Annotated in this window: 10 protein-coding genes; 4 read left to right on the top strand and 6 right to left on the bottom strand. The window is 58.7% G+C overall.

All coding sequences use genetic code 11. From position 1 onward, the window contains the following. A partial coding sequence (locus tag HBN61_RS08185; RefSeq protein WP_524539065.1) for a ribonucleotide-diphosphate reductase subunit beta occupies window positions 1–310 on the bottom strand: 310 nt, incomplete at its 3' end. A gap of 324 nt (window positions 311–634) precedes the next feature. On the opposite strand from HBN61_RS08185, the gene HBN61_RS08190 reads away from it, so the two are divergent. Then, window positions 635–1,549, top strand: a complete 915-nt coding sequence (locus tag HBN61_RS08190) for a LysR family transcriptional regulator (protein WP_169964697.1) — start codon at window positions 635–637, stop codon at window positions 1,547–1,549. Between the two features lie 3 nt (window positions 1,550–1,552). Here the strand turns inward: HBN61_RS08190 and HBN61_RS08195 are convergent, their stop codons facing one another. Further along, the gene (locus tag HBN61_RS08195) at window positions 1,553–2,494 is read right to left on the bottom strand and encodes a cupin domain-containing protein (protein WP_094994897.1); all 942 of its coding nucleotides are present in this window, start codon (window positions 2,492–2,494) and stop codon (window positions 1,553–1,555) included. 795 nt (window positions 2,495–3,289) lie between these two features. On the opposite strand from HBN61_RS08195, the gene HBN61_RS08200 reads away from it, so the two are divergent. Further along, window positions 3,290–4,090: an SDR family oxidoreductase gene (locus HBN61_RS08200; protein WP_170046470.1), complete on the top strand. Its 801-nt coding sequence runs from the start codon at window positions 3,290–3,292 to the stop codon at window positions 4,088–4,090. Further along, entirely contained in the window at window positions 4,083–5,909 is a 1,827-nt protein-coding gene (locus HBN61_RS08205; RefSeq protein ID WP_170046471.1) for a glycoside hydrolase family 15 protein, read from the top strand. Before HBN61_RS08200 ends, HBN61_RS08205 begins: the two co-directional genes overlap by 8 nt. A 55-nt stretch (window positions 5,910–5,964) precedes the next feature. Here HBN61_RS08205 and HBN61_RS08210 read toward each other — a convergent pair whose 3' ends face one another. The 4 genes from HBN61_RS08210 to pvdM all read right to left on the bottom strand — a co-directional run bounded on the left by HBN61_RS08210 (window position 5,965) and on the right by pvdM (window position 12,650). After that, a complete protein-coding gene (locus HBN61_RS08210; protein ID WP_170046472.1) occupies window positions 5,965–8,442 on the bottom strand; it encodes a TonB-dependent siderophore receptor in 2,478 nt (825 codons plus the stop codon). A 170-nt stretch (window positions 8,443–8,612) separates the two neighbouring features. Next, window positions 8,613–10,277 carry a cyclic peptide export ABC transporter gene (locus tag HBN61_RS08215; RefSeq protein ID WP_169964705.1) on the bottom strand — a complete coding sequence of 555 codons (1,665 nt, stop codon included), beginning with the start codon at window positions 10,275–10,277 and terminating at the stop codon, window positions 8,613–8,615. Window positions 10,278–10,415: 138 nt separating this feature from the next. Continuing rightward, a complete protein-coding gene (gene pvdO / locus HBN61_RS08220) occupies window positions 10,416–11,285 on the bottom strand; it encodes a dihydropyoverdine dehydrogenase (RefSeq protein WP_170046473.1) in 870 nt (289 codons plus the stop codon). Between the two features lie 15 nt (window positions 11,286–11,300). Then, window positions 11,301–12,650 carry a pyoverdine-tailoring dipeptidase-like protein PvdM gene (gene pvdM, locus HBN61_RS08225; protein ID WP_170046474.1) on the bottom strand — a complete coding sequence of 450 codons (1,350 nt, stop codon included), beginning with the start codon at window positions 12,648–12,650 and terminating at the stop codon, window positions 11,301–11,303. A gap of 290 nt (window positions 12,651–12,940) precedes the next feature. Between pvdM and HBN61_RS08230 the strand changes: the two genes are divergently transcribed. After that, the gene (locus HBN61_RS08230; RefSeq protein ID WP_094994904.1) at window positions 12,941–13,807 is read left to right on the top strand and encodes a pirin family protein; all 867 of its coding nucleotides are present in this window, start codon (window positions 12,941–12,943) and stop codon (window positions 13,805–13,807) included. Window positions 13,808–13,893: the final 86 nt, after the last annotated feature.

The raw sequence follows: 13,893 nt of genomic DNA on the forward strand, positions 1-13,893 counted from the left end.
TGCGGCGTTCGTCGTCAGTCAGGCCTTCCGGGTTTTTCCAGAGGGCGATGTCGGCGGTCATGTTGACTTCTTGCGGCATCCAGTGGTTTGCGCAGCCGTCGAGGTACTTCTGCCAGGCCCAGTCGTATTTGAACGGCACGAGCTGGTTAAGGTCGGCACGGCAGTTGATCATCATCTTTTCATCAACGGCGACACGGGCGCTGGCGCCTTCGAGCTCGGCCAGACCTTCAGCCACATCCAGCGTGTTCAGGGCGGACTTGGCGCGGATGATGGCAGGCGTATCGTCGGCTGTGACCTGACGTGCCTTCATAGCCTCCTGATCGCCAACGCTATTGAGTGCATCCAGCGCGGTGGAAACGGGTTGCACCGCAGGTGTGCCAAGGTCTTCGGTATCAGAACTGTCCCAATTCAACATAGGGGTTTCCTTTTGGGGAGGCGGATTTCGGCCACGAGCTGTGGTTGTCAAATAGTGTGGGCTAAATGAAAAAACACATCATGTAGTGTTTCTGTTTGCTTGTTGGCACACCATATAGTCGAAGGCATGAAGGGTCAACCTGAAATCTCCTGGCGGCCTACACGCTGGAATAGGTGAATCTGATAGCCTTTGGCGACTTTCCCCTTGCGCAGGCCCGTCATGGACTATTTCGCAGCGCTGAGTGCTTTTGTCGAAGCAGCACAGGCCAATAATTTTTCCCGGGCAGCCGAAAAACTGTCGATCAAAGCCTCGACGGTTTCGCGGTATATCAAGGACCTTGAGCAGGATCTGGGCATTGCCTTGTTCAATCGTTCCACCCGCACCTTGCGCCTGACCGAAGGCGGAGAGACATTCCTGCAACATGCGGTGTGCGTACTCGACGCGCTGGATCACGCCAAACAGGCAACGTCTTCGCTTAATCAGCACCCGCGCGGCCTGTTGAAACTGAATGTTCCCCCCGCATTCGCCCGTCAGCACATTCTGCCGTTACTTGGCGAATTCATGTCGCGACACCCCGAGGTCCGGCTGGAACTGACACTGGACGATCACCACGTAAGCCTGATCAATGCCGGTGTCGATCTGGCCGTGCGTATTGGCGTCTTGCCCGACTCAAGCCTAAAGGCGCGCAAACTGGCCAGCGAGCGGACATTGGTGTGTGTCAGTGCGGCCTATGCACAGCAACACCCGGCCCCGGCAATGCCCCAGGAAGTGAGCGCGGTGTTGCTCAATGGCAACCTGCCGGAGGAGGTTTTTTTTGTGCCGGCTTTCGGGCATACCCACGCGGTCGAACGCGTGCCCGTGGCGGGGCCTTTGCGGATCAATGACCTGGACGCGCAATTGCTCGCGGTGGAGCAAGGGCTCGGCGTGGCGTGTTTGCCGGACTGGCTGGTGGCCCGGAAACTGGCGTCCGGGGCCTTGGTGCAATGGCTACCGCAGTGGCAAGTGCAAGCCACACACGTGCCTGCATCGCTGTGGCTGGTGTACCCACCCAAGCGCACCGTGTCTTCCAAGGTGCGCTGTTTCATCGACTTTATGGTCGAGCGGGTGGGCAGTCCGGCGTATTGGCAGCCGTGAGGTTCAACTGAAGCGGATATCCAGTGCCCGCAGGTAGGTTTGCAAACCTGCGTCCTGGATCGGAATCAGAAACGCCTCACTGTCCGACTCATTGAAATGCGCATGCCAGTAGCCTGGCGGCGTGACAAACGCCAGCCCCGGTGCCCAGTCGACCCGGGTCGGATTGCGGATCTGACCGGTCTCGTCAATGTCCGTGCCTACCAAGGTGTAACACCCTGACGGGCAGTCAATGATGAAGTCCAGAGCAATGGATTGGTGGCGGTGGGGTTTCTGTACAGAACCAGCAGGCAAAATCCCGTACATCGCCCACAACACGTGGGTCACTGTGCGTGTTTGGGGGAAATGCCGGTTGCCCAGCAGGATGCTGATACGGCTGCGGTCCTGAGCCCTCGGGTCATCGGCAGCTTCGCGCAGTTTGGCGTTGGCTTTATGGGCCGGGTACAGCGTGGCGCTGAATTGCTGTTGGGTGGGGGTAACACCCAGATAGCGCAACAGCGGCTCATCGTGGACGTAGTAAAAACGTGCGTCCTCGCTGGCATCCAGCTCGACAGCCTCCATTCCCGGGACAGCGATAAAACACCCTTTCTCCCATTCAAACGCCACATCGCCTTGCGCCAACCCACCGCGTCCAGCGATGACATACAACACCTGCGACGTCGCAGTCGGGGACAAGGTCAGGCGTTCACCGGCATTGAGCCGGATAAAACTCGCCAGCAGCCCCGGCCCGGTTGCGGGCCCTTCACAGCCCAGTGCATCACTCAGGTCTAAAGGGATAAGACGGCTAGGGCCAGCGTCGTACAGCGATGATGGAAAGTTCTGATAAGGAATACGCGAAATCAACCCGGCGCTAATCGGATTCGCCGCCTTGCTGTACTCGAAATATTCAGCGTCATGCTCGGCATCCAGCAGATCAACGTGGTGCAGTGAAGCGTTCAGGCTATTCATGTAAACCCCTTCTTCTTGTAAGTGGCCTAACGGGTACAGGTGCAAGCCACTATACGAAGCGACTGCGCCAGCATTAAGGCCTCAAACGGAACAGCTGTTGTGCCGGGAAGGGGCGCAAACGTTGTCTTGCGCGGCGATATACAGATTTCAAATTTCAGAAAATACCTTCAAGACCTCCGAAATGCCTCTAATACAGTGCTCCTCTCAATACCCATGGGGAGCAAGGCAACGAAACACAGAGCGTACTTAAGCGCCGGTAGTACAGTTTTGTGATCTGCCGAAAGACCTGCTGCCTGCTTTTTTAATGGGGTATTCATCAAACCGAATGCTGCTCGACTATACGCACAGGCCTGACTTCACGTGCTCGATGGCCGATCGACTTGTTGTCTGGAGTCAAGATGAGAATGAAATGGCTGAAGGCAACTGGGCAGGCCACCACTGCAAGGTGTGTGACGAGCAAGCCATGAAGGAACAGGCGCGTCGGGCCGCGTTATTGCGTGCAAAACAGGGCCGGCAATGGGTCGTCCCGCCACCACGTCCAAGGCTTTCAAAATAAAACGGCAGCCCCTACAAGGAATGTAGAGCCATGAAGCATGGCTGGTCATGCCGTAGCGCTTGGTTATCGTGGCGGATCGATAGCTCCAGGTCGATGTTCAAGCCTGATGTTTTCAGCAATTGTTTGAATTTCAAGGCAGTCACCGGCTATTGAGTGAGGCGATCTGATGTCCCACGGAACTCCTGCCGTCCCGTACCAGTCAGCACTCAAAGCCCACTCACAAACAGGTGCTGACACTCATGCAAATTTCTCTCACGCAACAGGTGGCGCTGGTCACGGGCGGCAGTTCCGGGATTGGCGCGGCCAGTGCCCGGGCGCTGGCGGCAGCCGGTGCCGCGGTGGTGGTGCATTACAACGCGCAGGCGCAACCCGCACAGGCGCTGGCGGCCGAGATCAATGCGGGCGGAGGCAGGGCGATTGCCCTTGGCGGGGATGTGTCGAAAGAGGCGGATGTCGAGCGTTTGTTCGAGCGGACACTGGAGACGTTCGGGTATCTGGACATTCTGCTGGCCAATTCCGGCATTCAGCAGGATGCCCCGGCAGCCGAGATGACCCTGGAGCAATGGAACGCCGTCATCGGTGTCAACCTGACGGGGCAGTTTCTGTGCGCACGGTCAGCGCTGCGCATCTTCAACCGTCAGGGCATTCGTGAAGGGGTGTCGCGGGCGGCGGGCAAGATTATTCACATGAGTTCGGTGCATCAGGTGATTCCGTGGGCCGGGCATGTGAATTACGCGACCTCCAAAGGCGGGCTGGACATGTTGATGCGCAGCCTGGCGCAAGAAGTCAGCCATCAGAAAATCCGTATCAATAGTATTGCGCCGGGTGCGATCCGCACGGCCATCAACAGTGATGTCACCGAAGGTGAAGCGGAACAGGCCCTTCTGACGTTGATCCCGTACGGTCGCGTGGGCGAGGCCGAAGATGTGGCCAACGCCGTGGTATGGCTGGCCAGCGATGTGTCCGACTACGTGGTGGGCAGCACGTTGTTTATTGATGGCGGCATGAGCCTTTATCCGGAGTTCCGCGGCAATGGTTAAACCCGATACCGAAACTCAACGTCACATCGAAGCTCATGGCATCATCGGCGACATGCGCACCGCAGCGTTGGTGAATGACACAGGCAGTGTGGATTTTTTCTGCTGGCCGGAGTTCGACAGTCCTTCAATCTTCTGCGCGTTGCTCGACAGCCCCGAGGCCGGCATCTTTCAGTTGGCACCGCACATGCCGGACGCCCGGCGTGAACAAATCTACCTGCCTGACACCAATGTTCTGCAAACCCGCTGGCTGAGCGCGCAAGCGGTGGTGGAAGTCACGGATCTATTACCCGTCAGTGATTCTGCTGAGGCGTTGCCGGTCCTGATGCGTCGAGTGCGGGTGGTCAGTGGCCGGGCGGCCTTTACCGCGCGCTGCGCGGTGCGTCATGACTACGCCCGGGCCGACACGCAAGCCCGGGCGCAAGGCGCGGATGTGTATTTTGAGGCGTCTGGCCAACCGTCGTTGCGTCTGGTTGCCAGCCAGCCTTTGACCGTTGAGCATCAGGCGGCGTGCAGTACGTTCATGCTGGAGCAGGGGCAGACTGCGGAGTTTATCCTCGGCGCAGCTCAAGACCCGCGCGTCCGTCTGGGCAGCAGCGAGCTGGCGCTGCAGCACACGGTGCAGTTTTGGCGGCAGTGGCTTGCGCAATCGACTTACCGCGGACGTTGGCGCGAAATGATCAATCGCTCGGCATTGGCGCTCAAACTCCTGACCTCGCGCAAAGAGGGGGCAATTATTGCGGCCGCCACCTTTGGCCTGCCCGAAACCCGCGGCGGTGAACGCAATTGGGACTACCGCTACACGTGGATTCGCGACGCTTCCTTCACGGTTTACGCTTTTGTCCGACTCGGTTTTGTCGAAGAGGCCAACAGTTTCATGCGTTGGTTGCGCAGTCGTGTTGGCGATTGCTGCGATCAGCCGCTCAAACTCAACATCATGTATGGCATCGACGGTCGCCGTGAACTGCCGGAACGTGAGCTGGATCACCTGGCCGGCCACGGCGGCGCCACCCCCGTGCGCGTGGGCAATGGCGCGGTGGATCAAGTGCAGTTGGACATCTATGGCGAGCTGCTGGATGCGGTGTATTTGACCAACAAATACGGCGAGGCCATCAGCCATGAAGGCTGGCAGCACGTGACTCGCCTTGTTGATGAGGTGTGTGAGGTTTGGGATCAAAAAGATGTGGGCATTTGGGAAATGCGCGGCGAGAAGCATCACTTCCTGCATTCGCGGCTGATGTGCTGGGTGGCGCTGGACCGTGCCATCCGCCTGGCGTCAAAGCGTTCGCTGCCTGCCCCCTTTGAGCGTTGGAACGCTGCGCGTCAGGCCATTCACGCGGATATCTGGGACAACTTCTGGAACCCAGAACGCGGGCATTTCGTGCAATACAAAGGCGGCACGGCGCTCGACGGTTCCATGTTGTTGATGCCGCTGGTGCGTTTTGTCGGCGCCACAGATCCGCGCTGGTTGGCGACCTTGCAGGCGATTGAACGCACGTTGGTGCGCGATGGCATGGTGTACCGCTACCTGAATGAGGAAGAGGGCATGGACGGCCTTGAAGGCACCGAAGGGGCGTTTGCGGCCTGTTCGTTCTGGTACGTGGAATGTCTGGCGCGAGCCGGACAGGTAGAAAAGGCGCACCTGGAGTTCGAACAGCTGCTGCGTTACGCCAACCCCCTGGGCTTGTATGCCGAAGAGTTCGATTGCCATGCCAGGCATCTGGGCAACACGCCCCAGGCGCTGACCCATCTGGCGTTGATCAGCGCCGCCAGCTTTCTGGACCGCAAACTGGACCATCAGAAAACCCAGTGGCAACCCTGAATGCAAAAGCCCCGACGCAGGTGTGTCGGGGCTTTTTGGGTGCTGCCGGTAACGCTTAGAACGTGTACTTGGTGGTCAGCATCAGGCTGCGCGGCTCACCGTAATAGGTGGTGTTGAAGTTGCCCAGACCGGTGAGGTACTTCTTGTCGAACACGTTGTTGGCGTTGAGGTTGAACGTCAGGTGCTCGTTGTACTCGTAACGGGTCATCAGGTTGACCAGGGCGTAGCTGTGCTGCTCGATGATGTCGTAGTCGCCTTTGGCATCGTTATAGATCTTGCCGTAGAACGGGCTTTGCCAGTTCACGCCGCCCCCGACGGTGACTTTGTTCAACAGGCCCGGCAGGCGGTAGGTGGTGAACAGCTTGGCCACGTTTTCGGGTTTGGTGGTTTCCAGCGGATAGCCGTACACACGCTCGCCGTCGTCCGAGCGGGTCTGGGCGTAGGTGTAACCGGCGCTGATGTTCCAGTCCGGCATGATTTCACCGCTCAGTTCGAACTCCACCCCTTTGGTGGTCGCACCGTCGAGCGATTCAAAAATGCCTTCGTTGGTATTAGGGTTGGTGCCAATCTGGATCGGCAGTTTCTTCTGCTCGGTACGGAACGCGGCAATGCTGGCGTTCAGCCGACCATCGAAATATTCGCTTTTGAGGCCGATTTCGTAGCTGTTGCCCTCAGTCGGCGCCAAGGTGGTGCCCGAAGCGCTTCTATTGGTGACCGGTTTGTAAATTGAGGTGTAGCTGGCGTAGACCGAATAGGTGTCGTTGATGTCATACACGGCACTGGCGTAAGGCGTCACACGGCCATGCTGCTTGGACGTGGTTTTGTTGTCCTCAAAGGTGGGCGGTGCTTGTACGTAATATTTGTAGGTGCTGTTGTACTGGAAATCGCTGACACGGCTGCCAAGGATCAACGACAGGTCGTCAGTCGGTTTAAAACGTGCGGCGATGTAAGCGCTGTTCTGGTTTTGGTTGGTCTCGTACTTGCCGTTTTTCGGGAAGTCCGGCTTCGGGTATTTGCCCTTCCAGTCGAAAATACTGCCCGGGACATTTTCGATCAGGCTGCCGTCAAAGGTCGCGCCGGTTTGGCGTGACTCTTGGGAGGTATAGCCCACGACTAGCTCATGCTCGCGCCCGAACAGGCTGAACGGCCCGGTGGCGTTGAGATCGAAGGTGTTCTGGACGCGATGACCCTCCCACTTGCCCCAATAGAAGAACATGCCTTCGCCCGTGACCGGATTGGGCATGCCGCCACTGGCCGAGCCCAACTGGGTGTCGTGATCGTTGACCTGCTGGTTCAAGGTGCCTTTGATTTTCCAGTCATTGGCAAACCGGTGTTCCAGCGACGCAAAGGTGGTGCGCGCCTGCACGTCGCGACGGCTCCAGTCGGTGGCCGGGTTGAACGAGCGGCTGAAATCGGTCTTGGTGTAGTTGGAGAAGTAGTACGGATTACCCGTCCAGGATGAGCCGCGCGGCTTGATGTTCTGGTAGTCCATGCCAAAGGTAAACAGCGTGTCCGGCGTGATATCGGCTTCAAGGATGCCGTAGAACACCTGATTCTTTTTTGAGTAATGGTCAATGTAGGAATCAGCGTCCTGCAACGCGGTGACGAAGCGCCCGCGCACGCTGCCGTCTTCGTTCAACGGTCCGGATACATCGGCTTCAGTGCGGTAGTTGTCCCACGATCCCGCGCTGCCGGTGATCGAAGCCTTGAATTCACGGGTCGGTTTCTTACGGATCAGGTTCACGGTGGCTGAAGGCTCGCCCGAGCCCGACAACAGGCCGGTTGCGCCTTTGACGATGTCGACGCGGTCATACAAGGCCATGTCGACTTTGGTGGCGCCCTCGTCGAAAACGCCGTCGTACATCGAGTTAACACCGTCGTACTGGAAGTTGGTGATGGCGTAACCGCGGGCCGAATACTCCATGCGGTCGCTGTCATACGCCTGGGTCGAAATGCCCGGCGCGTTGCGCAGCACATCGCCAATGCTTTGTGCGCCCTGGTCATCCATGTTCTGGCGGGTGACGACCGTCACGGTCTGTGGCGTTTCCCGAATCGAAAGCGGTAGTTTGGTCGAACTGCTGGTGGCGCCCGTAGTGTAGGAACCTGTGCCTTCGGTGGTCAGGGAATTGCCGATTCCTTGACCGGAGATGGTAGTAGCCCCCAGCTCCAGCCCTTTGCCTTGTGGTGTGCTGAGGATGACGGTATCACCGTTGAGCTGGTAGGACATGCCGCTGCCTTGTAGCAGGGTTTCCAGGGCTTTGACCGGTTCCAGTGAGCCGGACACGGCATGCGATTTGATCCCTTGAACCTGATCGGCGCTGTACAGGATCTGCAGGTTGGCCTGCTTGCCCAGTTCGTTCAGCGCGTTGGCCAGCGATTGTGCCGGGATGTTCAAGGCCACCGGGGCCGCTTGAGCAAGGGATGAACCCAGCAGCACCGAGGCTACCAACGCACTGGACAACAGCGTGCGGCGAACGGTCTGGCGCTGGGTAGCGATCGAAAGCGGGGTCCGTCTCAAGTTTGGTCGTTGCATTACGTGCCGAAGCTCCGAAGGAGGGGGTAATTGTCTGTTAATGGGAATAGTTATTAGACGCAGCTCGATTGATAAACCGGAAAGAAGTGCCTGAAAAAAGGTCGATTAATTTTTGGCAGGCACCAACCCCAGTCGGTAGCGGCACGTAAAGGCTTATGGGGCAGGGGGCTTCAAGCGGGTTCCAGCGCCGTGCTGACCTTACCGCTGTCCATGCGCACCAGATGGTCAGCGACGTCGAAATAACGGTCGTCGTGGGAAATGACGATGATGGTCTTGCCCAGCCGCTTCAGGTCCGGCAGCAATTCGGTATAGAAAATCCTGCGGAAGGTCGGGTCCTGATCGGCAGCCCATTCATCGAACACCAAGACCGGGCGCTCTTCGAGCCAGGCGTTCACCAGCGCCAGGCGCTTGCGCTGGCCCGTCGACAGGTCGGTGGTGCTGAACTGCCCGCCATTGATGCTGACCTTGTGCGATATTTCGAGGCGCTTGAGGTATTGCTCGGCATCCTGCGGGATGTTCATGTCGCCCTGCACCACGTCGTCGAACAGGTAGTAATCGGCAAAAATCGTCGTAAACAGCTGCCGATAATCGTCGCGGCTGTGTGCCGTCACGGCTTGCCCGTTGAGACGGATTTCGCCCTGTTGGGGGGCATACAGGCCCAGCAACAATTTGATCAGGGTGGTTTTGCCACACCCGTTTTCACCGACGATGAACACAATGTCGCCCGCATTGATCTTTAGGTTGACCGGCCCCAGACGAAACGGCGCGCTGCCGTCTACAGGCGCGAAGCTGTAGCTCACATCCACCAGTTCAAGGCAGTTAACGGTGTTGTCCTGTGCAGCAGGTTCACTGAGCAGCAGGTGCGGTTCGGGGGAATTGAACTGCTCGGAGAGGTCTGCAATGCGGCGCAAGGCAATTTGCGCGCGACTGATGATTGGCAGGGTGCTGATCATGTGCTCCAGCGGGCCTTTCATGTACAGCAGCACCAGTACAAAACCGCTGATTACGCCGGGGTTGGTGCTGGGCCATAACGACTGCATGGCGAGCGCCAGGCCAATGACCACAAAGAACAACATCGAACCCAGGCTCTTGGCGATCACGAAGGTGTTGATCGAACGCACTTGTATGTCACAGATTTTCTGCGCGGTGCGCTGGATGCCCGAGACGAACATGCGTTGGCGGCGCGCACGGTGAATGCGCAGCTCCTTGGCGCCTTCTGCGATGGCGTTGTAGTGCTTTTGCAAATCGTCTTCGGCTTCGCGGGCTTCATTGAAACCGTTCAGGCCGTGGCCGCGCGCGATGTACTGAATCACCGTGCCGATGACGATGGCCACCAGCATCATCAGGAACATCGGCCACGAGAGCATGGCCAGATAGCCCATGCAGCCCAGTGTTACTGTCAGGGAAATCGCCAGTGGCGCGAAGGCAAAAGCGAAGTCGCTGATGGTGTCGACGTCATGGGTCAGGACGGGAATCAGGCGATGGCTGCGATAGCGCTCGATCTGCGAGATGGGCGCTGACAGGACCTTTTCCCCCAACTCTTTGCGCAGCCGGGCGATGATGTGCTGGCCAACATAGTTGCTGCCGATGTCTGAACAAATGGTGCTGATGAGCGCCAGTAGGCAGAGTCCGGCAAACAGAGCAACCACCTGATGGGTGAGGCCGCCCTCGGCGTGCAAGGCACTGTTGATGGTGGCCAACAACACCGTGACGCTCAGGCCGCCCACCATGCCGAGCAGGACGGACAGGCTGACAATGAGCCGGAACGGCTTGAGCAGGTGGAGCAGTTCTCGAAAAACCCCGGGGGTGGGGCGTGGCGTGGCGGGCTGGCTCATAAACAAAAGTTCCTTGAATCACGGGAAGGACAGTCTTTTGTGAACGAGTGATTAGGCCGGGGATTTAGCAGGCGTCACGCCGGGGTTGTCGCTGTCGAGGGGCGAGGCTGCGAATTCTTGCGCAGCCTCGTGTAGACGCTAAAGCGCGCGCTGTACCCGGAAACCTACCCAGTCCCCCCGCGTCTGCGGGTAGATGTCATTGCGGTTGCCCGAGCGGGAGAATACCGGCGCTTCGCCCCAGTCGTTGCCGCGAATCTGGCGCAGTTCGCAGGTGCTGTCCGTCACCCAGGCGCTGCCGTCAGTGGGAGCGCCCACGTAGTCGTTGTGTTTGCAGTCTTCGAGCCACTCGTAAACGTTACCGTGCATGTCATACACGCCGAACGCATTGGCCGGGTAACTGCCAACGGGCGAGGTGTAGCTGTAGCCATCGGTCGGGCCATATGTGTTGGCATGTTTGGCGATGCTGTATTCCTTGCCTTCATCCATGGGGAAGGGGAAGGGGCCGCTCGAACCTGCCCGGGCGGCATATTCGCGGGTGGCTTCGCTGACCATGCGATAGGGTTTGCCTGTCTTTTTCGAGAGCCAGCTGACGTAGTGTTTGACATCGTCAAAGTCCATGCACACCGCCGGTTGGCGCGGACCCTGCGGGTAGCGCGGTTTGCTGGCAATGCACGCGCGTCCCGGCCGGTCGTCGCCGTCGGCTATCGTGACCCCGGTGTCCCTGATGTAGGCGTCAAACTCGGCGGCCGTGATCTGAAAGCGGCTAATGGCCAGAGGCTTGCTGAAGGTCACTTTATGCAGCGGGCCTTCATCCGGCTCGCGGCCGACTTCATCGAGCGGGGTGCCCATCATGAAGCTGCCGGTGGGTAACACCACCATTTCGGGGCAGTCCTTGCAATCTTTGAATACAGTACCCGGTTTGGCAGGTTCGTTTGCGTGGGCGAAAGCGGACAGACTGCACAGCATGGCAGCCAGCGAGAGGTGATACAGCGGGTTCAACGTCAACATGGTCAGCACGTTCACTTATTGAGGAGAAACGGGTTTGGCGGCGTTTTGCACGGTGTCCCACACGCGCAGGAAATTGCCGCCCCACAATTTGGCGATGTCGGCTTCTGAGTAGCCGCGTTGCAACAGCTCGGCCGTGACGTTGCGGGTCTCACTGACATCCTTCCAGCCATCGAGTCCGCCGCCATCATTGAAGTCAGAACTGATGCCCACGTGGTCGATACCGATTTTCTTCACGGCGTAATCAATGGCATCGCCGTAATCCTTGAGCGTGGCTTTCGGTTCCGCCTCGAGGATGTCGTACAGCCCGGCCGCGTACTCACCGAAGCGCTGCTCGGGCCAGACGGTGATAATCGCGTCGCCCGGCATCAGGGCCATTTCCAGGCTGTGCAATGGCGGCAAGTCGAACTGGCCGCGCAGGGTGTTGAGTTTGTCCTGACTGCTCTTGCTCAAGGGGCGCAGGTAGGTGGGGAAGCCGACAATTTGCACCACGCCGCCGCTGTCCTTGATCAGCTGCATTTCTTTGTCGCTGAGGTTGCGCGGGATGTCCACCAGCGCTCGCGGGGCCGAATGCGAGGCCACCATCGGCGTGCGGCTGAGTTGGCTGACTTGCTCCAGCGCCTTGGTCGACATCTGTGACACATCAATAATCACACCCAGATCGTTCAGGCGTCGTACCGCTTGCTTGCCGGTTTCCGACAGGCCGTCGAGGGCATCGGGCGTGTCATTGAAGAAAGGCAGCGGACGCGACGAGTCGGCCCAATCGTTATTGCCCACATAGCTGAAGCCGAACATGCGCATGCCGCGTGCGGCCCACATGTCCAGTTGATTGATGTCGTTACCCAACGGGTAGGCGTTGAGCATGCTGATAAAAATTGCGAATTTTCCTTCGCCGTGCAGGCGTCGGAAGTCATCCGGGGTGTAGGCGATGCCGACTTGGTTGGGGAAATCGCGGACCATGCCGGTGATGATCCGGTAGCGCGCTTGTTGCTCATTGCGCGCTGCCTCGACGAAGCCTGCGGTCGGGCGGTGGGGTGCGTTAGGGCCGTTCCAGATTTCCGGCCAGCCGAACACGGTCAGTGCTGCGCCGGATAACCGGCCCTTGGCTGCCTTGGCCAGGTCGAATTGACCGGGACCGTCCTGGTCGGTTTCGTTACCCGCTGTACCGAATTCCAGTGGCACGGTGATGTGGCTGTCAAACGACAACATGCGGTCCTGAAGCGCGTCGGCTTGCTTGATGATTTCCAGCGGGTAACCCGGATTGCCTCTGTAAAACGTGTCCCACACCAGAAAACCGCCACCGATGGCGGCAGCCAAGGCCAGGGGAAGACCGATCAACAGGGCTGTTTTAGAACGTGATTGAGTCATTGCCATCTCAGTAGAAATCCGCCGTCAAGGGGCAGGCGCGCGGCCTTTGCTATCTGGAGAGAACGAGGGGCATGACACGTAATTTAGGCAGGGATGCAGCGATGACTACTACGCTGTATCAGCCGCCCCGCCAGTCGTTCTTCGAGTTGAACCCTCCGCGTGCTGGGTGTGTGCATGGGCACGCCCGCGCCCCATCGTCCTCCCAATAGAACGCTAAGGCTCAAAAACGCAGTCTATTGCGCAAAACATATCGACTCTAAGCTGTTGCCACGAATCACGGGAGGTACACGATGAAACAGATTCTTGGCCTATACACAGCGCCGCGTCGTCACTGGGTAGGCGACGGTTTTCCGGTCCGCACGATGTTTTCTTACGATCAGATGGGCAAACACATCAGCCCATTCCTGTTGCTGGATTACGCAGGCCCCGCCGAGTTCACGCCCACTACCCAACGGCGTGGCGTAGGGCAACACCCGCATCGCGGGTTTGAAACGGTCACCATCGTTTACAAGGGCGAAGTCGAACACCGCGATTCCACCGGTAACGGCGGTGTGATCGGCCCCGGTGATGTGCAATGGATGACGGCGGCGTCCGGAATCCTGCATGAAGAGTTCCATTCCCAGGCATTCGCCCGCCGTGGCGGCACCCTGGAAATGGTCCAGTTGTGGGTCAACCTGCCCGCCAAAGACAAGATGGCTGCACCGGGTTATCAGGGCATCCTGGACCGGGACATCCCGGATGTGGCCCTCAAGGACAATGCCGGACACCTGCGTCTGATCGCCGGTGAGTTCGGAGGGCACCGCGGTCCGGCGCACACCTTTACCGACATTCAGGTGTGGGATATTCGGTTGCAAGCGGGCAAGTCGGCTACTTTTGATCTGCACGACGGCCACAACACGGCACTGGTGGTGCTGCAAGGTGCGGTGCAGCTCAATGGCCAGGAGGAGGTGCGTGAAGGCCAGTTGGCGTTGTTTGAACGCGACGGCACTCACGTGCATGTCGCTGCCGATCAGGATGCGGTGTTCCTGATCCTGAGCGGCGAGCCCATTGATGAGCCGATCGTGGGCCATGGTCCCTTTGTGATGAACAGCGAGGCCGAGATTCAGCAGGCGTTTGTGGATTTTCAATCGGGCCGTTTTGGTCGCATGCCCGCCTGACCTCAGTGTCGTAACGCGTGAAGCCGCACGTCCGGGCCATGAAGGGTCATGGTCCCGGTTCTTGATTCACTCATCAGAGGAATACC

It is taken from the genome of Pseudomonas sp. WS 5071 (genome assembly GCF_012985765.1).
GTDB lineage: Bacteria > Pseudomonadota > Gammaproteobacteria > Pseudomonadales > Pseudomonadaceae > Aquipseudomonas > Aquipseudomonas lundensis_A.